Origin of the sequence: Oceanobacillus alkalisoli, assembly GCF_022213125.1 — a bacterium.
Classification (GTDB): Bacteria; Bacillota; Bacilli; order Bacillales; family Amphibacillaceae; genus Oceanobacillus; species Oceanobacillus alkalisoli.
Genome location: NZ_JAKNRA010000001.1, coordinates 1 through 23,170 on the forward strand (window position 1 = coordinate 1; position 23,170 = coordinate 23,170).

The following is a 23,170-nucleotide window of genomic DNA, read 5'->3' on the forward strand; positions in this document are numbered from 1 at the left end:
AAAGACTCTCTTGCTTTTGTAACATGTAATCACCCGCTACTTTCATCGTTATTACTTTGATTATAAAATAGAACAGCTAACAAATCATTTTTGTTAGCTGTTCTAAGGAGACTTTTTCAGTGGCCTCCTCTCATTGCCGTGTCCCAGATTTCTATTCTTTTCCTATTAAGTAGTCAACATTTTCAGTATAGACGTTGCTCGCATTCCAAAGCAGAAATTCGTTAATGCCGTTTTCATAGAGCGCCTTGATCTGTGCCTCTACTTCGGCTTTCCCATATTGTTTTGTTGGTCCGCTGTACAGCCAAGGTGCTTCGAAGTCTTGAAGCCATGGTCTGGATACCGGTGGATTGTCAAGTGCACCAAGTACTTCATTTTCCGTTTTAGCATACTCGGTCACAAGTCGATACGGTTCTGTATCCGGCTTTTCAATTCCGAAATAACTTGTCCAATGACTCGGATAAATCATAGATGAAATGACATCGACATTATCTGAGATCCTAGAGAAATTTTGTCCAATTCCAGGAGTTTCCTCCAGTGTCGCTGCATAACCGAATATATCAACGGACACGTCCACTCCGTATGTAGATAATTCTTCCCTCGCATAAGCTACAAAGTCAGTAACGGCTTCAACACGCTTCTTAATATTGTTCATATCAAGATCCGCATAATCCCCGTACGTATACGATAAGCTTTCATCCTTATTTTCAAAGCCTTCCGGGAAACGGACATAGTCAAATTGAATTTCTTGGAATCCGAGTTCCACAGCGAGTTTTGCAATCTCCACATTATATTCCCAAACTTCTTTTTCAAATGGATTTACAAAGGCTTCACCGCGATTATTGACCCATACTTCGCCATTTTCCGTAAATGAAAGCTCCGGACGCTCTTTAGCAAGGACGGAATCTTTAAATACGACAATTCTTGCAATCGGATAGATTCCCTTTTCTTCCAAAACCTTCATCATTTCTTCTGGATCAGAAATATAATTCTGTGCAATATCTGCATAAGGAGAATCTTCGTCAGGTTTAAATGTTAAGTTGCCATGGTCTTCTTTAATATCAATAACCATCGCATTTAAATCAGTCGTTTCGACCAGATTAAGAAGGTCCTCAAATTTGCTGCCGCCAGCCGAGTTACCTGTCACATAAATGCCTCGCACTGCATCCGGATATTCAAAGTGATATGCAGAGTCAAAAGCAAATCGCTTCATCCGCTTTTCAACATCATATAGTTCAATACTCGTCGCTCTCTCGGCATGCTTGCTGATCGATACGGATTCTTCTGTCTCCGCATACACCTCATTTGGTAAAATAATCCCTATCAGGATAATTCCTGTTAATAGTTTAAGCCAATTCTGTACGTTCCCCATTACCTATCAATCTCCTAATCTGCTAATCTCTCACCCTAGTATATAGGAAAAACTTGTATAATTGAATGGTAAAAAACACTTAAATTGAAAAAGTTGTCGAGTCTTGTCATACCCGCTCCTCTCCTTATTGTGATAGAGCCGCTTTGGATGAATCCTTCAAAACAGAACGAATAATGTGAATGGAATCCCACTCCCCACGTGATAAGTATGTAATCGGATATTTTTTCTTAAATAATTCTTTTTGGATTTCTTTCTCATGGCAGCCTCGCTTATTCATCTCCAAAATTTTTTCTTCTAATTCCTCTAAATACTGCAACTTTTTACTAAGCATCTTTTGTCCCTGCTTGACATATCCTGCGTGACAACAAAAGATTTCCTCAAAGTTTAGCTTTAGTACACGTTTAATTGAATCAATAATCACCGGCACATTCTCATCTGCTAGTATCAATTTTGTCGATGGAGTAACAAATAAATCCCCTGAGAATAACTGCCCAGTTTCTTTGTTCAAGAAGGAAAGATGGTCTTTTGTATGACCCGATGTACCGATTACCTCCCAAGTTGCAGTCCGTGAGGCGAATGTTCTCCCAATTGGTTCTGCGAGAAATGGTTCCCTTCTCCCCCAGAAAATTTTCCGGTATAAAGGATAATCTGCTTTTTTCGCACACTTTCTCGCACCTAATTCATCCATAAACACAGGAAGATTATACTTTTTCTGCAAATAAGCAGCACCTCCGACATGGTCTTCATGGGAATGAGTTAGAAGCACTTTCTCAGCATTCGACCTTTTAAAAAACGGCTGAAAATCATGCAGCAATCTTGGTGACCCCGTATCAATTAAAATACCATCTATTGCGAAACTATAAACATTTAATTTTATTTTTCCAAGAGCTACCATTCCTTCGATAAACCCGACGCCACTGGCAGAACCTTCATTTATGTCTGTTCGGATGATCAAATAAACCGCCCCTTTATTTTTTTATTTATTTCAACTTACCATATATTGAATGATTATTCATTCATGATGACTGGGTTATCATGGCGATTATAACTTGGCAGCGTTACTCCATTCCTCATAATCGAATTTAAAACATTAAAATTGCCTCATTGAAATTTGTTATAAGACAATAAGTCGTCTGAAAAAGTGCAACTGTCTCATAGTGCTGCTCTATTAGACAATATCTGGCGGGGGTGCTGCGAAACTGTCTCAGAGAACTGTTGTACTAGACAATATCCGACGAGGGAGCTCTAAAACTGTCTCAGAGAACGGCTGTACTAGACAATATCTGACGAGGGAGCTCCAAAACTGTCTCAGAGAACGGCTGTACTAGACAATATCCGACGAGGGTGCTGCGAAACTGTCTCAGAGAACGGCTGTACTAGACAATATCTGACGAGGGAGCTCCAAAACTGTCTCAGAGAACGGCTGTACTAGACAATATCTGACGAAGGAGCTCCAAAACTGTCTCAGAGAACTACTATATTAGACAAAATCCGGATATAAACGGTAAGGATGTCCCATAGAACCACTCTATTAGACATAAGATTGGCTGATACTCTAAAACTGTCTGATAGAAGAATTCCATCGTATGATGCACGTCCTCCGGGCAACTGTGCTGTGGTTAGTACTCCAATGCTAGTGAATGAGCAAAATACTTACGCTAAATGAAAGTACCAGCAGTTTCTTTGGTTGCTTTTATGAAAGAGTTATTTGTTAGCAATAAAAGGTGGACAATCATTTTTCATTAATTGTCCCTGTGATTCATAGTACCTTATCCTTTTACTGCGCTATAAAAGCATTTTTAACATCGGTTTTATTTAATGTTGACACGATGAATATTAGCGTTACGCCCGTTTTGACAGCTCTGTTAAATAAATAATGAGTGGCCCCCAGTCCCTCTACTGTCATTGATACTTTAATGATAAAGTTCTTGTAGCCGTCGCTGATTTTATGAAGTGCTTCAGCTTAAGCATTCCTTGCCAACAAAATTGTCAGTAATCAAACACCTTTTATATTTTAAAGTACATATCCGCCCTCTTCATGATTCTATAAAGGTAAATGTGCTATAATGATTGGAATAAAGATGGTAGTTTTTATTAATTATTTTATAATTTAAAAGAAAGGATGCGGATCATGCTATATCAACCCCGGACCAAGTCGCAAGAATTAACGACCCTTGAGTTATTATCAAAACGAAAGAATTTAACAAGTCAAGAAAAGCAACTCTATTTGAACTTGGAAAAAGGATATGAGGGTGAAAAGCTTTTTGATCGTTATATGGAGGAACTGCTGCAATCTGATTGTCTGATTTTAAATGATTTATTGCTTCAAGTGAACAATACTACCTTTCAAATTGATTCTTTAATTATTGCGCAAGGGAAGACTTATTTATATGAAGTAAAAAATCATGAGGGCGATTATTATTACCAATCGGATAAATTTTTCAAGAAACCCAACTTTGAAGTTGTTAACCCGCTCCATCAGTTAAGTAGATGCGAATCCTTATTTCGTCAATTACTGTTGAAGAACGGTTTCAATCCCCCAACTCATGCCTCAGTTGTTTTCATCAACCCCAATTTCACCCTTTACGGAGCACCTCTTGATAAACCAATTATTTTCCCTACCCAAATCGAATGGTATGTTAATAATTTAAAAGCCAAGAATTATAAAGTAACAGACAGAGATATGAAAATCGCTAATAAATTAATGGAGTTACATCAAGTCGACACACCTTTTAGTCAGTTACCTCACTTTGAATTCGAACAACTCCAAAAGGGAATTGTTTGTTCAGAATGCTACTCCTTTTCAATTGTTATCGAGAAAAGCTTGTATATATGTAAGCATTGTCACCATAAGGAAACGATTACGAATGCTATTTTAAATGCTATACGAGAGCTTCAAATTTTATTTCCAGATAAAAAAATAACGACGAACCTTGTTTACGATTGGTGCAAAGGAATTAAATCAAAGAAAACGATAAGTCGGATGTTGAATACCCATTTTAAAAAGGTCGGGGAACATAGATGGACATATTATGAGTAGAATTTACGGAATAGACGATTTATTTCCGATTGATTGAAAACAAATTGAATAATCTGCTGTACAAAAGTTCTCTATGAGACAATTTTAATCGTACGCTGTTATATATTGTCTCATAGAAAGCTTCTATAAGACAAATTAAGTTGTATGCATGGGATTGTGTCCAATAGAGCCTCCCTATCAGACAAATTCAGCAACTTGCTCAGGATTGTGTCCAATAGAGCCTTCCTATGAGACAAATTCAGCAACCTGCTCGGGATTATGTCCAATAGAGCCTTCCTATGAGACAAATTCAGCAACCTGCTCGGGATTATGTCCAATAGAGCCTCCCTATCAGACAAATTCAGCAACTTGCTCGGGATTGTGTCCAATAGAGCCTCCCTATCAGACAAATTCAGCAACTTGCTCGGGATTGTGTCCAATAGAGCCTCCCTATCAGACAAATTCAGCAACACGCTAAGCTGATCTGTCCAATAGGATCTTGAAAAACACCCACCAACACCTTTCTCCTCTACCTCTCCCTTGCATTTTCTCCCCAAAATCTATATAATGAATTGAGAATAAATATTCGAGCGTTGAAGAAGATATAGTACAATTGCCTGCTGGTTAATAGAGAGCTTGTGGTTGGTGGAAACAAGCACCAAGGCAGATTGGAATTGGGCTTCGGAGCTTTTGAGTAATTTTAAAGCGATCCTGCAAATAGCAGGATAATAAGGGTGGCACCGCGGTTCATTCGTCCCTTCCAAAGGGATTCGAATGGGCTTTTTTTATGGACAAATTAAAGGAGTGTTTCGTATGCAAACGATTTTTTCAGGAATTCAGCCGAGTGGAACGTTGACACTTGGGAATTATTTAGGCGCAATTCGCCAGTTCGTGGAGCTTCAAGAAGAATATCAATGTTACTTCTGTATTGTGGATGAGCATGCCATTACCGTTCCGCAAGACCGTTTGGAATTAAGGAAAAACATTCGCTCGCTTGCAGCGCTGTATTTGGCTTCTGGACTTGATCCCGAGAAAGCAACACTTTTTATCCAGTCTGAAGTCCCAGCGCACACACAGCTCGGCTGGATGCTGCAATCGATCAGTTATGTCGGTGAGCTCGAAAGAATGACCCAGTATAAAGATAAATCAACTGGTAAAGAAGCGGTATCCTCCGCACTGCTTACCTACCCTGCGCTAATGGCTGCAGATATTCTGCTCTATCAGGCAAATCTTGTACCTGTTGGAGATGATCAGAAACAGCATATGGAATTGACGCGGGACCTTGCACAGCGATTTAATAATCGTTTTAATGATATCTTCACGATACCGGAGATTCGTATACCGGAAGTCGGTGCACGTATCATGTCGCTGCAGGAACCGACAAAGAAAATGAGTAAATCCGATGAAAATCAAAAGGGATTCATTTCCATGCTTGACGAGCCGAAACAAATTGTCAAGAAAATTAAGAGTGCGGTGACAGACTCAGAAGGAATTGTAAAATATGATAAAGAGAATAAACCTGGTGTTTCCAATCTGTTAACAATCTATTCGAGTTGTACAGGTGAATCAATTGAAACGTTAGAGAAGAAATACGAAGGGAAAGGTTATGGAGACTTCAAACAGGGTGTTGCAGATGCTGTAGTCAGTTTGCTCGAGCCAATCCAAGAAAGATACAAGGAATTAGTTGACTCTCCAGAACTTGACACCATTCTAGATGGCGGAGCAGATAGTGCATCCGTAATTGCCAATAAAACCGTCGCCAAAGCGAAAAAAGCAATGGGCTTAGGACGCGTGAAAAAATAAAATAAAAATACCGATTCACTTAAGCGATGAATCGGTATTTTTATTATGACTTGGATGTGTCTTGGGCATGTTCTTTTTCCAAGTCCCACAGTTTTTCTAAAAATGGCTGGCCGCGGACGATTTTTTCACAGAACTCTTCATGATTTTTATTGAATCCTTCCTTAATACCGGAGTAGAGCCGCTCCCACACTGCATCTGCATTCAAAAACTTCACTGTCGGATAAAGTTTCGGGTCCCATTCGGTCAACCAGTATCGCAGTTCCTCTTGATTACCGGAATTTTTCAATTGATCCAGGGCTATCATGAGAATATGCTTAATCTCTCTTTCCCGCCTCGTTAAACCAAATACTTGTTCAGGCGGCATGGATAAAATATGATATTCTTTTTTGTAATTTCTCTTTTTAAAGCCATAATTCTGGGGTTTCGCAGATTTGATCATATCGTAGACGAGCTGTTCCTGCCTTGGTATAAGCCGGCTTTTTCGGACAGGTATCGTATAACCGATTGTATCAAACGCAAGTATCTCCACTCCATTTGTAAGGACACAAGCATAATCAATCGCTTTTCGGTTCTGACCTTTCCGATTGTAAGAACGCTTATAAATTGTATCTAATAAGCTCTCAGGAATCTCTTGCAAATCATTTTCAATATACTCAAATAAATCACGCTTTATGTATAACAAAGGTGTCTGGTCCAATAATTCGATCTTATCTTCCTTCCTCCACTCATGGTAACGGGCAACTTGATAACCATTCTCTTCACTTTCAAACCAATTTACCCAAACATCATGTAAATATAGCATTTCACCCTCACCTCTTTGGAAAATTAATCTAGAATCATTATGACCAATAAAGAATGAATTTATTCTCTTCCGCTTGTAACGGTTCAGAATTTATTCGGGTAACGATACAGAACAAAGAGCATGATGACGATGCCAAGGGGGAAAAAATAACATTCAATCCGAAACATTATAAAATTAAAAAACTCGAGCCAGGATACACCAGCAGGAAGTAAATTCATATAACTAATTATTGTCACTCCCCCAGTGACCGTTAATCCAAAACCGATTAAAAACCAAAATATATAAAACATGAAAACACCACCCACATAGACCGTTCAATTGTCCCGTTTCTTTTTACATCGTATGCTTGTCCTGTGTTTTTCATGCTTGCTCGTCCCATCAAAAGATCTGCTAGTCGCCGGGCATAGAGCCGACGTGTGGCTAGTACCAGTAACTTGAGTTAAAAACAGCATCTTTATTTTATAATACACAAAACAAAAAGAAGCCGACCGCTAAAGGATCAGCTTCTCTATCTATTAGGCTTCGTATTTTTTAAATACAAGTGACACATTATGCCCGCCAAAACCGAGCGAGTTACTTACAACGATGTTTACATCTTGCTTTCTCGCTTCATTAGGCACATAATCGAGATCACACTCTTCATCTGGTGTTTCATAGTTGGTTGTTGGTGGTACAATACCTTCCTGAATTGCTTTTAATGAAATAACAGACTCAACCCCACCTGCAGCTCCAAGCAGGTGTCCTGTCATTGATTTTGTCGAAGAGACAGTAAGCTTGTATGCATGGTCACCAAATACTGCCTTGATTGCAGTCGTTTCGTATTTATCGTTTAAGTCTGTACTCGTTCCATGTGCATTAATATAATCGACGTCATTCGGTGAAATTCCAGCAGCATCCATCGCCATTTGCATTGCACGGGCTGCTCCTTCTCCATTTTCTGCAGGTGCAGTGATATGGTAAGCATCTCCTGTTGCACCGTAACCGATAATTTCTCCGTAAATGGTTGCACCACGCTCAAGGGCGGATTCCAATGTTTCTAGAATTAAAATTCCAGCACCTTCTCCCATGACAAAACCATCACGGTTTTTATCAAATGGACGGCTCGCAGTTTTCGGATCCGGATTCGTTGATAAAGCTTTCGCAGAAGAAAATCCGGCAAATGCCATATTGGAAATCGGTGCTTCCGTTCCACCTGCGATAATATAGTCAACGTCACCACGCTTGACCGCATGATACGCATCTCCAATTGAACTCGCACCAGAAGCACAAGCAGTTACCGTACAAGAGTTAATTCCTTTTGCACCTAATTGGATGGACACTTGGCCTGCTGCCATATCTGGAATCATCATTGGGACAAAGAATGGACTAACCCGGCGCGGCCCTTTTTCAATCAACTTCAGATGCTGATCTTCCCATGTTTTCATTCCACCAATACCCGAACCAATCCAGACACCTACCCGGTGAGCATTACTATCGTCAATAACAAGCTTTGCATCCTCTACAGCCATTTTTGCAGCTGCCACCGCATATTGCGTGAATGGGTCCATACGACGGATCTCTTTTTTCTCCATAAATTCTTCCGGTGCAAAATCCTTCACTTCTGCTGCAACTTTAGCTGGATACTCATCTACATCAATTCGTGTTGCGATATCAATTCCGGATTTCCCGTTAATAATACTTTCCCACATTGTTGCTACATCATTACCGACTGGTGTCACGGCACCGAGGCCGGTTACTACTACTCTTCTTTCACCCATCGTTCTGCTCCTTTCTAATCTGGTCAGACTCCCCAGCGAATTGCCGCAGCTCCCCACGCCAATCCACCGCCAAATCCGACTAATACGATTAAATCATTATCTTTAATATTACCATTCTTTACGGATTCTGATAATGCCATAGGAATGGACGCGGAAGAATTATTTCCATATTTCGTGATTGTTTTCGCCATTTTATCTGAAGAAATACCGAGACGTTCTCTTGCAGCGTCCATGATCCGTATATTCGCCTGATGTGGAACGAGATAATCGACATCTTCTTTCGCAAGAGCGATTTTTTCTACCACATTTACCGTTGACTCTGGCATTTGCCGGACAGCGAATTTAAATACTTCCCGGCCGTTCATTTCCATAAATCCTTCTTTATTTTGCAATAAATCTTTCCCGCCAGAACCTTTCGAACCTAATTCAAAGGAGAGGACTCCTTTCCCTTCTCCAACTTCACCGACGACAACCGCACCTGCACCATCACCTAAAAGAACACAAGTTGAGCGATCTTCCCAGTCAATGATTTTTGAAAGCTTATCCGCCCCGACAACGAGCACATGTTTATATGCTCCTGCTTTGACAAACTGAGTGGCTGTGACAAGTCCATAGACGAACCCGGCACAAGCAGCCCCGATATCCAACGCGGCGGCATTTGTTGCACCGAGCCGGTCTTGAATCGTACAAGCTACCGATGGAAATGGTGTATCCGGTGTCACCGTTGCAACAAGGATCAAATCAATTTCTTCTGGAGAAATATTCGCCTCTTTAAGCGCCTCTTTTGCAGCATAGTAAGACATATCGGATGTATCAATCCCATCTTCTGCAAATCTTCTTTCCTCAATTCCAGTACGAGTGCGGATCCATTCATCTGTTGTGTCTACAATTTTTTCCATGTCTTTATTCGTCATGACCTTTGTTGGTACATAATGGCCAGTTCCCAAGATACCTACGTTCATTTTAACATCTCCTTCATACTTTATACGAGGTTTAACTATTATCAACTATCTATTTCACATCACTTCAGCTAGAAGCAATCTATACGAGTAAACATTATGACTTGGTACTAATTTTAAAACAAAAAAACCCTCCTGACAAGAGGAAGGTTTAAACATCATCCTTATTTCTCAAAAGGAAGTAAATTAGTTTCTTTATATTCTTCTATTGCTTCTGTAATTTCTCTCTCAAAATTGCCGTCTATCTTCTCGTTGAATGTTCCTAATGTAATGAAATCATCATGAAAATCATAGGAACGGATACCGCCCATTAACACCTCATCATTAAAATCTTCCGCTGCATTCACATAAACTGCTTCAATATCCTGAATCATACTTGTCAACACATGTTCCGGCGCTATTTTCTGCTGGTCGGCTACGTATCCAAGTGTGTATACATCGTCAGCTGCAGCTGCTTGAATCACCGCCTGGCTATACGCATTGCCGACAGGGACAACTACATCGGTTCCTGCCTTCAGAAACTCATCATAGATGATCATTGCTTGCTCCAGGTCATCCCAATCATTCACAAAATCAATATGAATCTCAGCATCCGGATTCTGATATTTTACACCTTCATAAAAGCCTTCCAGTTCTGGTTGCCAACTAAAGACCGCGATTACACCAATTTCATCGCTCTTTGACATCTCCCCGGCAACCATGCCACCAAAGAAACCCATCGCATTGGAATCAAAGTTCAAGCTTGTCACCTTAGGGTTATACAAATCCCCATTCATATAGATGAAATGAACCTCAGGATACGTCTTCGTCAAATCGACAAAGTGATGTCCGTAACTATTTCCGTGTCCGATAATCAGGTTGACGCCTTCATTTACAAATTCATCAACTGCCTGGATAATATCATTTTCCTTTTGAACATTTTCCTTGTAGAAGACATTCGTATTAAATTCCTTCTCAATTGCAAGCAAGCCATCATAGCCTTTTTCATTCCAGGCATTGCCTTCAATTTCCGATTCGAACAACATGCCTGCATTCAGCAAATTATTGTGATCTGAAAAATAACTACAGCCAGGCAGTATTATAATCATGAATAGAACGATAAAAGTCAATTGCTTTTTCATACTGCCCCTCCTGTTCATCTATTGAATGAATTTCATAATTACCAAAGTCGGCTTTTCCATCACCATATGTAGTTGGGAACGAACCAACTCAACTACATATGGTGATGGTGAAGCATTAAATACGTATTATGAAATTCATTATATTGATTAATTTCAGGTCTTTTTATTCACAGCGGGATAAAGAGCCTGAAACTTACGAAAATGTGCAAGTACTTGATTTATATTTTCCTTTATAGGAATATTTTCTTCTACTGAGAAGATTTTTTCAAGTTTTTTCCCTTTTAAACTTTGATTTCTTACAGATTCCACCCGAATTTCCTGATATGCCGGCATATCTTTTAGCCACTGGAGCAATTGGCTGAGAAAATCTGTAATATAAACTCCTTTTTCAAGAAATGCTGGTGAGGAAAAACCGATATAATTTTCTCCAACATATATTCCTTCTTCTGTCATAGGCATCCATTCACCAAATAAATAGGGCGCATCAATGTAGGTTGCGTTCTTAACAGATGAACGCTCACCATTAATTTGGAGCATTCGTTCAAACCGATTTTCATCCATTTCAGGAATATCTTCCACAAAAATTGCAAGCTGGTATTTTCTTTGATTGCTCGTTGTCATTAATTCGAAATTACTGTTTCGCTGGAAGAAATCTATAAGATGATTATTGTCACCTTCCTCTTTTATCCCTTTTACCTCGTATCCTTCATGCAAAAGCCGTTCAGCAATATGGTAGCCGATCCAATGAGAAACAGGATGAACAAGAACTTCCATTGTGCTAAAATCCCCCTTTTAAAAGATATATACCGGCATTTTTCCTTTTCATTAGTATATGTCAAAATTAAAGCTTTTATTTTTTTTCGTTCTTTGTTAAACTATATGAGGATATTATTTATGTAGCATTTAATTTTTTACATATGATTTTGAAATGTGGGGTGCTGAACATGCGATACATCTTCACGATTATTTGGTCACTGCTTATTAGTGCGGCAGTTACATACGTGCTTACGAGTATGGCTGGTGAACCATTCGTAATTTCTGAAGCCGTCATTCTAGCAGTTATCTTTATGATTGTCACATTCCTGATGGGCGACGTCATATTGAAAGTAAAGAAAAATTAACAAATAACAAACCCTTGCCGCCAAGGAAAGTGGCAAGGGTTTGTTATTTGTCTTAATACCATGCGAGCAAACTGAGCGCTGCAAGGGCTGCGAGCGGGAGAACTACTCTCCGGAATCGTCTTGGGGGACCATATCCAAATCCTGGGCCATACCAGCCATACGGTCCAAATTGCCGGTAATCATGCTCCACGTCTCGGGAAACATTTGTCATTTGGGTTTGTGCATCGATGGGGACTGCCATATATACATATTCATCATCTAAACCGGTAATGATTCCATCGATACGCGCCCCTTCTATCGTTTCAATAAGCACATAAGAATGCATATGTTTTTTACATTGTTCATACATTTTTTTAGAATCATTTTTCATCGTCACGTTAATCAACCCTCCTCATCCACTAGACTATTCACCTAGCTAAAAAAAGGAACTTGTCTGCTTGAGGATGGATTCGATGAATTAAAGGGGAGAATATAATGGATTTCATGCAAGATTTAATTACAATTATTCAGTATTTTATTCTTGGACTTGTTCAAGGTGTTACCGAACCAATCCCGATTTCGTCAAGCGGGCATTTAATTATCTTCAGAGAGTTATTTGGAATTGAGGCGAGAGGACTTTCCTTTGAAATTTTCGTAAACTTCGCTTCTTTACTTGCTGTTTTACTAATTTACAAAGAAGATATCATTCGCCTGATTAAAAATACAATCCTTTTCTTATTCAAAAAGGATAAATCGGCAAGAAGCGACTTTATGTTTGTTGTTTATCTCGTGATTGCAACAATTCCAGTTGGGATTGTTGGTGTATTGTTTGGCGATTATCTTGGAAATGTGTTAAGTGGAACAAATGTTGTCGGGGTTACTTTATTAATCACAGCAGTGGCGATCTGGTTCATCCGTAACTTACGCGGAAGAAGACTGGAAGGCGATCTGACGACGAAAGATGCTGTTATCGTCGGACTAGCTCAAGCTATCGCTGTCACACCTGGAATCAGTCGTTCAGGTGCAAGTATTGTCTCAGCCATGCTTGTTGGGATGAGACAAGATACGGCACTGCGTTTTGCATTCTTACTTTATATTCCGGTCAGTTTAGGGACAACCATTCTAGAAGTTCCGACGCTTGTTGCAAGCCCGGAATTCCAAGCATTGCTTATTCCGAATGTGATCGCCTTTATTACTTCGTTTGTTGCGACTTATTTTGCATTGAAATGGTTTATGAACGTTATGGCGCATGGTAACCTAAAATATTTCTCTTATTACTGTGTCGTCGTTGGACTGCTCGTAATCTTTTTCTTATAACCTGTGTTTCACTTCGTAACTGCAAAGTACAGTCTAATAATTACTTTCATTCAGCGTAAGTGATTTGCTCATTTATTTTATCAGAACTCTAGTCACCGTTCAGTTGCCCGGCGGACGGATGCTTTCCACGGGCACGGCCTCAGCCTCCTCGGAAGAAGGGCACTTCCTGCGGGGTCTTCGGACACGTGCTTTTCCCGTAGGAGTCACCGTCCGCCGGGCAACTGAACTGGTATAGATAGTTATCTAAAATAAAAGTTATCCCATCGCAGTATATATTGGACTCTTCACACATAAAATAGCATTATAAAAAGCAGCTCCGTCATGGTAGCTGCTTTCTATTTGTTCGAAGATTAGAGAACTTCTTAGAAATTATATGTTTATTAAATGTTTGCTGTATAGCCACGTCCAGCTCCAGCGCCCAGCGACTAGTAGACTTCCTTCACCTCCGTACGATAAAGAAGATTTGCCGATTGGCTAAGACATAAGGCCTGGTCGCTCTTATACCCTTGCGGTGAAAGTCAACATCAGCTCCCTTTGGTCGCTGTGTTTCCTTTATCTCCTACGGCTCAGCCCATACGTCGCTAACCAGGCGCTTTCGCTTTTGATATCAATCCGGGATGCCTAGCGCTATTTTTGCGTAGCGGGACATTTTGTCTTTGCCCCATGGCGGATCCCAAACGATATTTGTTTTTGTTTCTTTTACTTCCGGCAGATCGGCTAAAGCAAATTTGATGTCTTGCTCGATGTGTCCAGCAAGCGGACAGCCCATCGTTGTGAGTGTCATCGTAACCGTACATAAGCCTTCTTCATCAAGATCAACGTCATATACTAAACCGAGATTAACGATATCTATACCTAATTCGGGGTCAATCACGTTTTCCAGTGCGCCCATCAGATACTCTTTTGTCGCTTCATCCATTTTACGAACCTCCTTTTTTCCCTTCTTCCCTTTATTAAACCATAATTTCAGTAAAATATTAAGTATTTGAATCTGTATATATTGTTACAAATACGTATGGAACCATTTTACCAACTCAAGGATAGCATGCCTGCTTACTTTATGTCCGGCATTTGCCTCTTTGATAAACTTGATATGCTCTACGTTCTCATACTGCTCTTTCACTTCATCATAAAACGTAAACGAATGATCAAATGGAACGACAGCATCCTGCCCGCCGTGCCAGAACAAAAGTGGCCGTCCGTTTAGCTTTTCCGGTTGAAGTGATAAATCACACGTTTCCAGTTGATCGTACAAGACTTCAATCTGTTCATCCGTCACTGGAAGGTCTCCCCCTTTTTTAAAGCTTTCTACAAGTGTTTTCGCAAATGTCGTGATGCGCGGGGAGCCCATCAAGATAACTGCTGACTTGATCCAATCATATTGGGTTAATGCCGCTGAAGTCGTTATTCCTCCCATACTTGTTCCTGCTACACCGATTCTATCGTCCAGAATTAAACTATCCGCATCGAGTGCTTCTTTAATTTCTCCAAGTTCGTGTACATTTCTGAGAACAATATCCCAGAATGAGATTTGCCGTTTCCGTTCAGATGTTTCCAACTCCCTTTCCCCATGAAATTCACTATCGGGAAGTATGACACGGTAACCTTTTTCAGCAAGCAAAAAAGCTATCGGAAGATTGTGCTCTTTTGCGCTTGTAAAGCCATGGAAAAAAATCACAGTCGGTAATGCTTTATCCTTATCTTCGCTTTCTGCTACGATTAAACTCGGTATATTTCCTACTTTTTCTTTCACTATTCCAATCATTGCTTTTCACCTCACCCCTATGTTACCGATATTCCAATCAGTCTGCCAGTCTAAAACCTGAAAATTATTGTTGTTAAGTTAAATTTACTTTACTTGGGGACTTATCTCTTATAGACTAGGTTACAAGATGAGGTGAATGAAAACTTATGAAAAAACATATGATTGCACTCGATTTAGACGGGACATTATTAACAGACGATAAGATAATTAGTGAACGGACAAAGCAAGTGCTTTTTAGGGCGAAAGAAGAAGGACATATATTAGTTATCTCGACTGGAAGGCCACATCGGGCAAGTATTAATTATTATCATGAACTTGGCTTGGATACGCCAATGGTCAACTTTAACGGGGCCCTTATCCACCATCCTCAAAACAGGAACTGGGATGCGTTACATACGCCGATGCCGATCCGAACAGCACATAAGATCATTGATGCTTGCTATGATTTACGTGTTAACAATATTTTAGCTGAAGTGCTGGATGATGTGTATATCGACTCCTTCGACAGCAAACTGATCGGTTTCTTTGATGAAATTGAGGACGAAGCCCCATTTGTGATTGGTAACTTAAAGCAAAAGCTTGAGGAAGATCCAACCTCCATCCTCGTTTATCCGGAAGAGGAACAGGTACAGCAATTGAGGAGCCATCTCGACAACTACCACGCGGAAGTGATCGAGCACCGTAAATGGGGTGCCCCGTGGAACGTCATTGAAATCATTAAAAAAGGAATGAATAAAGCAGTCGGACTTCATAAGATCGCTCATTACTTTGATATACCAGAAGACCGGATTATCGCATTCGGGGACGAAGACAATGATCTGGAAATGATCGATTATGCTGGTGTCGGGGTGGCGATGGGGAATGCCATCGATGAACTGAAGTCAATCGCAAAGCATGTCACTGCAACCAATGAAGAAGATGGCATCGGTTCATTTTTGGAAGAGTATTTAAAATTAAAAGTGAACACACCTAGTTAAAGCTTGCGTGTGTATAGTGAAAATAGAAAGGTTCATACTAAGGGAGGAGAGCGTGAAAAACGTTCCCCCCTTTTTAATTTGCCAAAAGTGAAAATAGAAAGGAGTTATGAAAGCTGAGAAATTCAAAGGATTGGCAGCCCGGTAAAAAAGATAAACGGAAACAACAAGCATATCAGGTAAATTTCACAGATAAAGTACGCAAAAAAGCAGAAGCAGATCAACATACAAGAGGAGGGTTTTAAATGGAGCAATCACGATTCCAGCAAGCTAGACAACGTATAATGGATATGATGAATATGGGGCAGGATGTGACGGAAGCAGACAAGGAAGCAGTACAGCATGCGATTCAGGCCGCATATGAGGAAGCAACTCCACAAGAACAAAAAGAATTGGAACAACTGGAACAGCAATTAACGAATAACCAGCAGCTGTAATTTAAAATATAATATGATTAGCGGGTGGATCAGCGGTGAATCGCATTACCCGCTAATCTATTCTGCTTTATAATTTCCTCTATATCTGCTACTATATGGGTAAGTATGAACAAAAGAGGAGTGAGTGAGATGGCAATTCGTATGGAGGGTACTCCAAACCCAAACGCGATGAAATTCACATCGGATAAAATGATTTTTGAAGGTACTAAAAGTTATTCGCTGATGCCTGGAGATACGAGTGAATATGATATTCTAAATGAATTAATGACCATTGAAGGTGTAGATAATGTTTTTGGGTATCAAAACTTTATTACGGTCAATAAGCATTTTGATGTAGAATGGGAACAACTATCCCCGCACGTCATTGAAATGATAGAAAAACACGGCTATTAATACATAGATAAAGGGAACTTCTCAACTTATGAAGTTCCCTTTATTTTTTATTCCGCAATATCAATCGGAATAAAATTCGGGTGGAGTGCTTGTCCTTCTGGTGATTTACTGTATAGGGTCAAAATCGGCGCTTCTTCGCTATCAAAAGCAGATGCCGGGATTTCCCCGCTAATTTCAATATCTTCCCAAACTCCTGGTTCCCCCTCTAATTCGTAAACCGTTTCAGGGTGCAATTCCTCTTCACCTTGTTCCAGCTGATAATAGAATTGCCCATCCTCAGCTCGTACCTCTCCAGCTAAAATATAAGTATTAGCTTCTGTCTGCAAGTCCAAATTCCGAAAAACAACTGTATGTGTTTCCTCTGTGTTATCCGGTGTATTTGCTTCCTCGTTTGATTCACTATCATTCCCACATCCAACAAGGATCAATAGGAATACAGCTGCAAATAAAATTTTCTTCATACTACCTAATCCTTTCTGAAATATCCATAGACTGCGGTCGTTTCTACAACATTCGTAAATGCTTCCGGGTCGACTTCTTTAATGATTTTTTCAACATCATATAATTCATATCGGTTCAAAACAAGATAAACCATCTTCTTCTCTATTTTTGAATAAGCACCTTGAGCAGGGAGAAATGTAATCCCTCTGATAAACCGATTATGGATTGCCTGCTGCATTTCTTCCGGCTTTTGCGTAATAATCATCGCTGTCAATTTCACGTGGCGAGTATGAATCATGTCGATTATCTTTGTCGTCGCATAAAGCGCAATCAGCGTGTACAAAGCATTTTCCGCGGAATAAAGGACACCGGCAAGCAGAATGATAATTCCGTTTAGTGCCATTAAATACGTGCCAACCGGTTTATCATTCATACGTGATAACAACATTGCAATAATATCCATTCCTCCGGTCGAAGCACCGATCTTTAAGGAAATTCCAATACCAGCTCCTGCAATTACGCCACCAAACACTGCATTCAGCATAATATCATTTGATAGTGCAATAATCGGCATGAACTCCAGAAATATTGTCGAAAAGACGACGGATATCCCACTATAAATTGTAAATCCTTTTCCAACTTTAAACCAGCCTAAGATGAATACCGGTATATTCAAGAGTAAGAGGAATATCCCTGTTCCAATATTCATACCAAGGAAATCCTGAAAGACGCTTGACAACAGCTGAGCTGCACCAGCAAAGCCACTTGCATAGACATTGGCCGTGATTAGGAAAAAGTTAAGTGATACTGCTAATAGAAATGCACCAATAATTACGGTGATAATTCGTTTAGCTTCCATCATAAACATGAGCGTTCCTCCTGCTTTAATAGTTTGAACAATCGCTTGATAAAGTGAAACTTCAATCAGTGAAGGTTTTTCTTCATCCCCCACTGATTGTTAGTTGAACGAACGAACCCTAGGTGAAACCGCTCGTTATCTCCCACCTAAACTTTCTTGGAGACCCTAAAATTTTGAGTTGGGAGTTTTACGGACGGTTACACCAGAACAAATTCATAACTTTTCAAATACTTTTTGACTAAATGACCTTCTCGCTTTAAACTAGAAGAAGGCAAGCAAATTGTAGATTGGAAGTGATAAAATGAATGTAAAAATTATAGCTGATTCTGCTTGTGATTTATCAAAAGACTATTATATCGAATATGGCATTGAAATGGTACCTTTAAATGTTCATTTAGATAACAAGGATTATGCTGATGTAAAAGAAATCGATCCGAAAACCATCTATGATAAGATGCGGAACGGCAAAGCCCCGAAGACTTCCCAGCCTGCTCCAGAGGCTTTCAAAAAAGTGTTCACTGCCTCAGCAGAGAAGAATGAGCCGCTTGTTTATGTATCATTTTCCTCTGAATTATCCGGAACATACCAAAGTGCAAAAATTATGGAAGATCAGATAAAAACAGAATACCCAGATGCACCCATTCATGTTATCGACTCCAAATGTGCTTCACTTGGTTACGGGCTTGTTGTCCTTCATATAGCAAAAATGGCTAAAGATGGTGCTGCTTTTGCAGAAATCATCGAAGCTGCCGAACATCAAGCAAATCATATGGAACATATTTTCACTGTTGATGATTTGGAATACTTATATCGTGGCGGGCGTGTCAGTAAGACTTCTGCCTTCGTCGGCAGCTTATTAAAAATAAAGCCAATTTTAAATGTGGAAGATGGGAAACTGATTCCCCTTGAGAAGCTCCGTGGTTCGAAAAAAGTCTTAGGACGCATGATTGAATTAATGGAAGAACGCGGGAAAGATTTCCGTAACCAGACAATTGGAATTAGCCATGGAGACGATCTAGAAAGGGCGGAACAGCTAGCTTCCCTCATTCAAGAAAAATTCGATGTACCAAAAGAAAACATTGTAATTGAAATGGTCGGTGCTGTTATTGGTGCCCATTCCGGTCCAGGAACCCTCGCCTTATTCTTTTCCAATCAACCGAATATATAACTACTTGCTACCTTTGGTTTACTGTTCATGAAAAGTACGCTGAAACTTGGCCTGGTTCACTCTGGACTAGCAGAACTCGTCAATTCAACGAGAAGTGTCATTATCGGTTATCTGCATCTTACCTTGCTTGGTTTCATTAGTATCTTTATTCTTTTACAATACCAAATGCAAGGAATTATTCAGGCGAATCGGTTGTATTCCACCGGTTTTGGCATCTTCTTTGCTGGATTTATGGTGAATGAACTTTATTTATTCCTACAAGCCTTCGTCCAATGGACAGGATTTTTTACGCTTCCTTTCTACGGGGAAGGATTGCTTATCGCTGCAATTCTATTGGGAATCGGAGTTATCCTCATGAGCTTTACTGTCAGCAGCGACCTGTTCGAGGGGAAGAGGAAATAATGGAAAAACACTGAAACGCTCGGAAAGTTCTCCAAGCGTTTCTTCCTTCTTATCACTTTCGAAGCCCTTGATTTGCTTCTGCTCTTTCTCGTTCTTTCTGTTTCTTCGATAAATAGATAACAACGAAAACAAAACCAAACAAGATCGTCGCAACCATGATAATGAGCGTCCAGTTTAAACCTACATCATCCATTAATTGATAGACCTCTACAGATTCTCTTGGAATTCCAATTCGATAATTATCTTCTGGATTCTGGCGGGCAAGATTATCTTCTATATAACCACGGAATAACATATCTGGTCCGACATCCGTAACATCAATATAGCTTGATTTACTGCCATTGTTGATGCCGATATACATCGTTTCTCCTTCATAAGTCCGTTTAAACACTGCATAGGAATCACTTTCGTCAACCAATTCAAAGTCGCCGCGCCTTAATGAAGGGAATTCAGTTCTTAAGGACGAAATTCGTTCATGGAACTCTGTCAAATCCTGATCGCCCCTGTTAAGCGGGACGATCCGCTGCGAATCTTCCGCCGTCTCTCCATACATGCCTACTTCTGTACCTTGTAAAATCAGTGGTGTTCCTGGTGTTGTGTACATATATGTTAATGCAAGCTTCCAGGCTGTTACGGTATTTCTGCCGTTTTCGGAGAATTTCTGAGAGAATCGTTTCGAATACTTATCATCAATGAGAAGGATGCTCTGAAAATCGTCCATCTCTTCCAATACTTCATAGATTTCTACTGGAGATTGGTCCGGCAAACTGAAAATATCAGAAATCATTTTTCCTACCTGATAGTTATCAATCGCATCCAGTGAAGTACTTGCCATAATCTCTGCGATATCAGCTTCTTCGTCAAGTACATCTCCGAGTAAATATTTATCTGGATGACTTTCTTTCAATTCTGTTGTCAGTCGGTTTAGAAAGTCAATTGACGACTGATCGACCGCATGCAGGCTCAGACCATCGATTTCCGTTTCATCAAGCCAGAACGAAGCTGCATCGATTAAATAATCCTGTACATCCGGGTTGTTTTGATTGAGTTGCACAACACGCTCCGTCCAATCCGGTCCAGTCACCTCTTCCGGTAAAATCCAATCCGCACGTTCAGGATCAAGTGCTATGGAATGATCCTCTGGTAAATAATTCGTAACAAGTTCGAGCACAATCTTTATATCCCGCTCATGAGCTTCATCCAGTAGCTCGTCCAATTCCTCAAACGTACCGAATTGCGGATCGATTTCGGTAAAATCTTCTACCCAATATCCGTGAAAGCCGTCTTCCATATTCGCCATAATAGGTGACAGGACAATCGTCGTCATCCCGATTTGTGCGAGATTGTCTAATTGGTCGATTATTCCTCTAAAGTCACCGCCCTGATAAGCAGTGGGATCATCGACATCGACTTCAGCATCATTGTTAAAGTCCCCATTGCTATAACGATCTACCATGATTTCATACATGATTTCATCTTCTATTTGTCTTTCTTCCGCTGCAACCGGCAACACGTATATGAATAACGAAAATAGGATTGCTATACTGATGACTAGTTTTCTTTTCATTATCTTATCCCCCACCATTTCAATTACTTCTATCTTGTTCTATTATTAAGGAAAATAAATTTTAGTCAATCGCTATTCAATAATTGTTAAAAAAACTTCAATAATAAATAGGGCCGGGACTTCAAGACGAAGTCCCAGCCACGAACTCATTTTATACAATTAGAATGATAATGGTAAACGGATGTATCCTAGGATAAGAACTAGGATCAGTGCGATGACAAGCTGTACCCACCAGCCAGTAACTGGTTTGCCTTTGTTTGTTTTAACAAGTACCATTTCCATCGCTGCAATGAGCCAGATTCCAGCAAGGCCTTTTGTGATTGCCTCTACCCCCATTGGCATTGAAAAGTTTGCCAGATAAACATCGAATAATAAATACCCACCAGTGAAAATAATGATGAGATAGAATAAGCGTAAAATCATATGAACGATTTTGCCGCCTTTTGCATTCCCTTGTTTGTAAAGGAATAAAGCAACTAGTAATAAAATCAGTCCGAGTATCCAAGACGTGACATGCATATGAAGCATCGTATCATTACCTCCTACAATCTATTTGTTCAGTTTTCGTCAATCCTCATCATACCATGTTCTGCGAGAGAATTCATTTTAGAAGCAAGGTAGATTGATCTCTCTTACAATTTGTTAACAAAATGGACACTTTTATTCAAATTCTTCTCTATTCGTTATTGCTTTCTTCTCCACAGGCTGATGTGAACCGTGTTCCCATTTTGCTGAATTGGCTTCTTCCCCTTCTACTTTCGTAATCTCTGGATTTCTTTATAATTCAAACTGCGCCATACCCATTCTAATGGTCCGAATCGGTAACGGGACAACCACCATTTGCTTGCTAGCACCTGCAAGGAAAAGATAACGACGACAATGAATACTGAAACGGAGGGTGCTACAGAACCATACAAGCCAAAACCAATGCCATAAAATAAGATGAAACTAATGAGCGATTGGAATATATAATTACTCAAAGCTGTTCTCCCGACATAACGGAGCGGCCGAATCAGTTTCCCTCCTAATGCTGTTTGAGCAAGCAGTGTAATCATTGTCATATAAAATAATGCAGATGCCGTTCCTCCAAGATTATCCTGCACATACGTAAACCATAAAGGGTTTCCTATAAGATATGGGCCAGCTTTCAAAATTAGGCTCAATAAGAAGGAAATGATTAAAAGCCACTTCAGTATGGGCTGATCGATTTCCGGTTCATGGAATACTCGCTTTCTCGCTAAATACATGCCTAGCAAAAACAAAGGCAGAAGCGTCATGATAAGAAAAATGAAGCCAACACTCGAATTAGCCAGCGCCCAGTCTTGAAAGTTTTGTTTCCAAATAAGCAAAAGCTCGTTACTCGAATAATTATCTATCGCTTGATTAATTGCTGCACTATCCGAGTTGTTTAAAAGATCACGCACTGCATATAATCCTGGTGTAATAAAAGCAACACTACCAAATAAAAGAACAGCAGCCCAAACTAGTAACGTACGCTCCTTTACCTCGATAAATAAAAGAAGGAAAAGTCCAATCAATCCGTAAGATAGTAAAATATCTCCGTGCCAAATGAGAAAGGCATGAATGAGTCCAAAACCGATTAAACCGAGCTGTCGCTGAAATAAAAATGGTGTAGTAGCCATTCCTTTCACTTGCAGTCGTGCTTTCATTAACTGCCAACTGAAGCCGAATAATATCGAAAATAGCGTGTAAAAGCTGCCTTGGAAGAAAATATCGATAAACGCTTGAATGAATCGCTCAAGTGGTGTATCCCAAACGGCTTCCCAGCCACCATGCATAAAATAAGGGGCGGAAAAAGCGCCGATATTCACCATGAAAATACCAAAAATAGCAAAGCCCCTCATTATATCAATATGTTCAATCCGATTCTGTTCCTTTGTCGGTGCAAGCCGCATA

At 40.0% G+C, this 23,170-nt stretch carries 26 protein-coding genes and 1 other annotated feature; of the genes, 10 read left to right on the plus strand and 16 right to left on the minus strand.

What is annotated here, in order from left to right; translation table 11 throughout:
* Nucleotides 1-151: 151 nt before the first annotated feature.
* Nucleotides 152-1,369 (minus strand): putative glycoside hydrolase, encoded by a 1,218-nt coding sequence (locus tag L3V42_RS00005; protein WP_235761217.1) that lies wholly within the window; start codon nucleotides 1,367-1,369, stop codon nucleotides 152-154.
* A gap of 124 nt (nucleotides 1,370-1,493) precedes the next feature.
* Nucleotides 1,494-2,324: an MBL fold metallo-hydrolase gene (locus L3V42_RS00010; RefSeq protein ID WP_238470950.1), complete on the minus strand. Its 831-nt coding sequence runs from the start codon at nucleotides 2,322-2,324 to the stop codon at nucleotides 1,494-1,496.
* 1,176 nt (nucleotides 2,325-3,500) lie between these two features.
* Here L3V42_RS00010 and L3V42_RS00015 point away from each other — a divergent pair.
* Nucleotides 3,501-4,409 (plus strand): nuclease-related domain-containing protein, encoded by a 909-nt coding sequence (locus L3V42_RS00015; RefSeq protein ID WP_238470951.1) that lies wholly within the window; start codon nucleotides 3,501-3,503, stop codon nucleotides 4,407-4,409.
* A gap of 563 nt (nucleotides 4,410-4,972) precedes the next feature.
* Nucleotides 4,973-5,150, plus strand: a binding site (T-box leader).
* A 51-nt stretch (nucleotides 5,151-5,201) separates the two neighbouring features.
* A complete protein-coding gene (gene trpS, locus L3V42_RS00020; RefSeq protein ID WP_235761214.1) occupies nucleotides 5,202-6,191 on the plus strand; it encodes a tryptophan--tRNA ligase in 990 nt (329 codons plus the stop codon).
* A 43-nt stretch (nucleotides 6,192-6,234) separates the two neighbouring features.
* On the opposite strand, the gene L3V42_RS00025 is transcribed toward trpS, so the two are convergent.
* The 5 genes from L3V42_RS00025 to L3V42_RS00045 all read right to left on the minus strand — a co-directional run bounded on the left by L3V42_RS00025 (nucleotide 6,235) and on the right by L3V42_RS00045 (nucleotide 10,830).
* Complete coding sequence (locus L3V42_RS00025; protein WP_238470952.1) at nucleotides 6,235-6,993, minus strand: DUF3603 family protein; 759 nt, start codon at nucleotides 6,991-6,993, stop codon at nucleotides 6,235-6,237.
* Nucleotides 6,994-7,076: 83 nt separating this feature from the next.
* The gene (locus tag L3V42_RS00030) at nucleotides 7,077-7,283 is read right to left on the minus strand and encodes a YuzI family membrane protein (RefSeq protein ID WP_238470953.1); all 207 of its coding nucleotides are present in this window, start codon (nucleotides 7,281-7,283) and stop codon (nucleotides 7,077-7,079) included.
* Between the two features lie 225 nt (nucleotides 7,284-7,508).
* Complete coding sequence (gene fabF, locus L3V42_RS00035; protein ID WP_235761211.1) at nucleotides 7,509-8,750, minus strand: beta-ketoacyl-ACP synthase II; 1,242 nt, start codon at nucleotides 8,748-8,750, stop codon at nucleotides 7,509-7,511.
* 23 nt (nucleotides 8,751-8,773) lie between these two features.
* Entirely contained in the window at nucleotides 8,774-9,712 is a 939-nt protein-coding gene (locus L3V42_RS00040; protein ID WP_238470954.1) for a beta-ketoacyl-ACP synthase III, read from the minus strand.
* Nucleotides 9,713-9,873: 161 nt separating this feature from the next.
* A complete protein-coding gene (locus tag L3V42_RS00045) occupies nucleotides 9,874-10,830 on the minus strand; it encodes a BMP family ABC transporter substrate-binding protein (protein WP_238470955.1) in 957 nt (318 codons plus the stop codon).
* 25 nt (nucleotides 10,831-10,855) lie between these two features.
* Here L3V42_RS00045 and L3V42_RS18210 point away from each other — a divergent pair, with 25 nt between their 5' ends.
* Complete coding sequence (locus tag L3V42_RS18210) at nucleotides 10,856-10,981, plus strand: hypothetical protein (protein WP_255770386.1); 126 nt, start codon at nucleotides 10,856-10,858, stop codon at nucleotides 10,979-10,981.
* A 2-nt stretch (nucleotides 10,982-10,983) separates the two neighbouring features.
* On the opposite strand, the gene L3V42_RS00050 is transcribed toward L3V42_RS18210, so the two are convergent.
* On the minus strand, nucleotides 10,984-11,604 hold the full coding sequence (locus tag L3V42_RS00050) for a hypothetical protein (RefSeq protein WP_238470956.1): 621 nt from the start codon (nucleotides 11,602-11,604) through the stop codon (nucleotides 10,984-10,986).
* A gap of 170 nt (nucleotides 11,605-11,774) precedes the next feature.
* On the opposite strand from L3V42_RS00050, the gene L3V42_RS00055 reads away from it, so the two are divergent.
* On the plus strand, nucleotides 11,775-11,951 hold the full coding sequence (locus tag L3V42_RS00055) for a DUF2929 family protein (RefSeq protein WP_235761207.1): 177 nt from the start codon (nucleotides 11,775-11,777) through the stop codon (nucleotides 11,949-11,951).
* 52 nt (nucleotides 11,952-12,003) lie between these two features.
* On the opposite strand, the gene L3V42_RS00060 is transcribed toward L3V42_RS00055, so the two are convergent.
* Nucleotides 12,004-12,321: a hypothetical protein gene (locus L3V42_RS00060; RefSeq protein WP_235761431.1), complete on the minus strand. Its 318-nt coding sequence runs from the start codon at nucleotides 12,319-12,321 to the stop codon at nucleotides 12,004-12,006.
* Between the two features lie 113 nt (nucleotides 12,322-12,434).
* Between L3V42_RS00060 and L3V42_RS00065 the strand changes: the two genes are divergently transcribed.
* Nucleotides 12,435-13,247 carry an undecaprenyl-diphosphate phosphatase gene (locus tag L3V42_RS00065; protein ID WP_438822743.1) on the plus strand — a complete coding sequence of 271 codons (813 nt, stop codon included), beginning with the start codon at nucleotides 12,435-12,437 and terminating at the stop codon, nucleotides 13,245-13,247.
* A 607-nt stretch (nucleotides 13,248-13,854) separates the two neighbouring features.
* On the opposite strand, the gene L3V42_RS00070 is transcribed toward L3V42_RS00065, so the two are convergent.
* Nucleotides 13,855-14,166, minus strand: coding sequence for a metal-sulfur cluster assembly factor (locus tag L3V42_RS00070; protein WP_235761205.1), 312 nt, complete (start codon nucleotides 14,164-14,166; stop codon nucleotides 13,855-13,857).
* An 84-nt stretch (nucleotides 14,167-14,250) separates the two neighbouring features.
* Entirely contained in the window at nucleotides 14,251-15,012 is a 762-nt protein-coding gene (locus L3V42_RS00075; RefSeq protein ID WP_238470957.1) for an alpha/beta fold hydrolase, read from the minus strand.
* A gap of 146 nt (nucleotides 15,013-15,158) precedes the next feature.
* Between L3V42_RS00075 and L3V42_RS00080 the strand changes: the two genes are divergently transcribed.
* The 3 genes from L3V42_RS00080 to L3V42_RS00090 all read left to right on the plus strand — a co-directional run bounded on the left by L3V42_RS00080 (nucleotide 15,159) and on the right by L3V42_RS00090 (nucleotide 16,816).
* Nucleotides 15,159-15,989, plus strand: coding sequence for a Cof-type HAD-IIB family hydrolase (locus L3V42_RS00080; protein ID WP_235761203.1), 831 nt, complete (start codon nucleotides 15,159-15,161; stop codon nucleotides 15,987-15,989).
* Between the two features lie 242 nt (nucleotides 15,990-16,231).
* A complete protein-coding gene (locus L3V42_RS00085) occupies nucleotides 16,232-16,423 on the plus strand; it encodes a DUF3813 family protein (protein ID WP_235761202.1) in 192 nt (63 codons plus the stop codon).
* 129 nt (nucleotides 16,424-16,552) lie between these two features.
* On the plus strand, nucleotides 16,553-16,816 hold the full coding sequence (locus tag L3V42_RS00090; protein ID WP_235761201.1) for a NifU N-terminal domain-containing protein: 264 nt from the start codon (nucleotides 16,553-16,555) through the stop codon (nucleotides 16,814-16,816).
* A gap of 47 nt (nucleotides 16,817-16,863) precedes the next feature.
* Here L3V42_RS00090 and L3V42_RS00095 read toward each other — a convergent pair whose 3' ends face one another.
* The gene (locus L3V42_RS00095) at nucleotides 16,864-17,277 is read right to left on the minus strand and encodes a membrane lipoprotein lipid attachment site-containing protein (RefSeq protein WP_238470958.1); all 414 of its coding nucleotides are present in this window, start codon (nucleotides 17,275-17,277) and stop codon (nucleotides 16,864-16,866) included.
* A 5-nt stretch (nucleotides 17,278-17,282) separates the two neighbouring features.
* A complete protein-coding gene (locus L3V42_RS00100; protein ID WP_238470959.1) occupies nucleotides 17,283-18,125 on the minus strand; it encodes a YitT family protein in 843 nt (280 codons plus the stop codon).
* A 292-nt stretch (nucleotides 18,126-18,417) separates the two neighbouring features.
* Here L3V42_RS00100 and L3V42_RS00105 point away from each other — a divergent pair, with 292 nt between their 5' ends.
* Both L3V42_RS00105 and L3V42_RS00110 read left to right on the plus strand, forming a co-directional pair.
* On the plus strand, nucleotides 18,418-19,284 hold the full coding sequence (locus L3V42_RS00105) for a DegV family protein (protein WP_235761198.1): 867 nt from the start codon (nucleotides 18,418-18,420) through the stop codon (nucleotides 19,282-19,284).
* 27 nt (nucleotides 19,285-19,311) lie between these two features.
* On the plus strand, nucleotides 19,312-19,686 hold the full coding sequence (locus L3V42_RS00110) for a hypothetical protein (RefSeq protein WP_235761197.1): 375 nt from the start codon (nucleotides 19,312-19,314) through the stop codon (nucleotides 19,684-19,686).
* 52 nt (nucleotides 19,687-19,738) lie between these two features.
* Here the strand turns inward: L3V42_RS00110 and L3V42_RS00115 are convergent, their stop codons facing one another.
* From L3V42_RS00115 to L3V42_RS00125, 3 genes are all read right to left on the minus strand, one after another.
* Complete coding sequence (locus L3V42_RS00115) at nucleotides 19,739-21,253, minus strand: alpha-amylase family glycosyl hydrolase (protein ID WP_235761196.1); 1,515 nt, start codon at nucleotides 21,251-21,253, stop codon at nucleotides 19,739-19,741.
* Nucleotides 21,254-21,412: 159 nt separating this feature from the next.
* Nucleotides 21,413-21,781, minus strand: coding sequence for a YisL family protein (locus tag L3V42_RS00120; RefSeq protein ID WP_235761195.1), 369 nt, complete (start codon nucleotides 21,779-21,781; stop codon nucleotides 21,413-21,415).
* 224 nt (nucleotides 21,782-22,005) lie between these two features.
* Nucleotides 22,006-23,169: a DUF418 domain-containing protein gene (locus tag L3V42_RS00125; RefSeq protein ID WP_238470960.1), complete on the minus strand. Its 1,164-nt coding sequence runs from the start codon at nucleotides 23,167-23,169 to the stop codon at nucleotides 22,006-22,008.
* Nucleotide 23,170: the final 1 nt, after the last annotated feature.